Origin of the sequence: Streptosporangium amethystogenes, from assembly GCF_000721075.1 — a bacterium.
Lineage (GTDB): Bacteria > Actinomycetota > Actinomycetes > Streptosporangiales > Streptosporangiaceae > Streptosporangium > Streptosporangium amethystogenes.
The window spans coordinates 1-1,845 of sequence record NZ_JOEQ01000107.1; the positions used below are offsets into that span (position 1 = coordinate 1).

The 1,845-nt window shown below is 69.9% G+C and carries 1 protein-coding gene and 2 pseudogenes; 2 read left to right on the top strand and 1 reads right to left on the bottom strand.

Annotation, left to right across the window (positions count from 1 at the left end; translation table 11 throughout):
* Positions 1-461 (bottom strand): annotated as a pseudogene (locus IG98_RS0143730) (phospholipid carrier-dependent glycosyltransferase); the annotation flags it as partial.
* A gap of 98 nt (positions 462-559) precedes the next feature.
* Between IG98_RS0143730 and rsmI the strand changes: the two are divergent.
* The gene (rsmI, locus tag IG98_RS0143735) at positions 560-1,414 is read left to right on the top strand and encodes a 16S rRNA (cytidine(1402)-2'-O)-methyltransferase (RefSeq protein ID WP_030926427.1); all 855 of its coding nucleotides are present in this window, start codon (positions 560-562) and stop codon (positions 1,412-1,414) included.
* A 54-nt stretch (positions 1,415-1,468) separates the two neighbouring features.
* Positions 1,469-1,845 (top strand): annotated as a pseudogene (locus IG98_RS0143740) (phospholipid carrier-dependent glycosyltransferase); the annotation flags it as partial.

Genomic DNA, 1,845 nt, shown 5'->3' on the forward strand with positions numbered 1-1,845 from the left:
AGCACACCGACGACCGCCCCGGCGAACCTCCAGCCGTAGGGGGTCATACCGAAGAGCTGCTCGCCCAGACCGATCATCCACTTGCCCAGCGGCGGATGGACCACATAGGAGGCGCACTTGTCGACCTCCGCGGGGGCGCACTGCTGCCAGATCTCGGTGCCGCCCCGCATCAGGATCTTGTCGGCGTCCTTGACGACATTGTGCTCGGCGCCGAAGTTGATCAGCGCCCAGGCGTCCTTGGCGTAGTACGTCTCGTCGAACATGACCGCGTTCGGGTGACCGAGGTTGGTGAAACGCAGGATCGCCCCGAAGACCGTGACCAGCAGCGGGCCCAGCCAGCCCCACAGCGGGTTTCCCGGCATCGGCGGCACCAGACGGTCACGAGCGGAACCCGAGGGCCCGCCGTCGGGCTGGGGCTCCGGCTGCTCTGGCGCCTGGTTGGGGAAGTCGGTCACGGCCACCCGGACATCGTACGGTCCCCTTACCGCCGCTAGCCCAGGAAACACCTCACTACAGGACTAAATGGTTAACTTCTCCCCGCGCTGGGGGGCCATCCGACATGCGGGAGGATGGAGCGGTGACGGACAACGGCAGGCTTGTGCTGGCAGGGGCTCCGATCGGGCAGGCGGGCGACGCCTCCCCACGGCTGCGGCTGGCGCTGGAGAGCGCGGACGTGGTCGCGGCTGAGGACACCCGGCGGCTGCGGCGCCTGGCCGGGGAACTGGGCGCGGAGATCGGCGGCCGGGTCGTCTCCTACTACGACGCCAACGAGGCCGGGCGGGCCGCCGAGCTCCTCGGCGCGCTCCAGGACGGCAAGACGGTGCTGGTCATCACCGACGCCGGCATGCCCGGCGTCTCCGACCCCGGTTACCGGCTGACCCACCTGGCGGTCGAGGCCGGGATCGCGGTCACCTCGCTGCCGGGGCCGTCGGCGGTGACCACGGCGCTGGCCGTCTCGGGGCTGCCCAGCGACCGCTTCTGCTTCGAGGGCTTCCCGCCGCGCAAGTCCGGCGAACGCTCCCGCAGGCTCTCGGCCCTCGCGGAGGAGGAGCGCACGATGGTGTTCTTCGAGGCGCCGCACCGGCTCGGTGCCGCGCTGGCGGCGATGGCGGAGGCGTTCGGCGCCGATCGCCGGGCGGCGGTCTGCCGCGAGCTCACCAAGACCTACGAGGAGGTGCGGCGGGGCGGTCTCGGCGAGCTGGCCGAATGGGCGGCCGGGGGCGTCAAGGGGGAGATCACCGTCGTGGTCGCCGGGTACGCCGGGCAGGCCCTGCCACCGGTGATCGAGGACCTGGTGGAGGAGGTCGCGCGCCGCGAGGAGACGGGGGTGCCGAGGAGGCAGGCGATCGTGGATGTGGCGAAGGCGGCGGGAATCCCCAAACGGGATCTTTATCAAGCTGTCCATCGAGGCTGACTTATCACCATAATTCCCTGAATGGGATCAACACGGGATCGTCTCTTGCCGCCCATGTCGGGAAATGTCGCCTGGGGCTGGCTGGGACCGTTGCTGGTCGCGCTCTTCGGGGGGATCCTGCGCTTCGCCGGTCTCGGGCGGCCGAACGCGGTCATGTTCGACGAGACGTACTACGCCAAGGACGCCTGGGCGCTGATCAACCACGGGGTGGAACGGGCCTCGCTCGGCACCGTGAAGGATCCCGTCGCCGACAGGATGATCATGCGGGGGGACATCGACTTCCTGGTCAAGTGCACCCCGCCGGAGGCCGACCCCTGCCCGCTCTACGTGGCCCATCCGCCGCTGGGCAAGTGGATGATCGGTCTGGGCGAGCAGCTCTTCGGTATGACCCCCTACGGCTGGAGGTTCGCCGGGGCGGTCGTCGGTGTGCT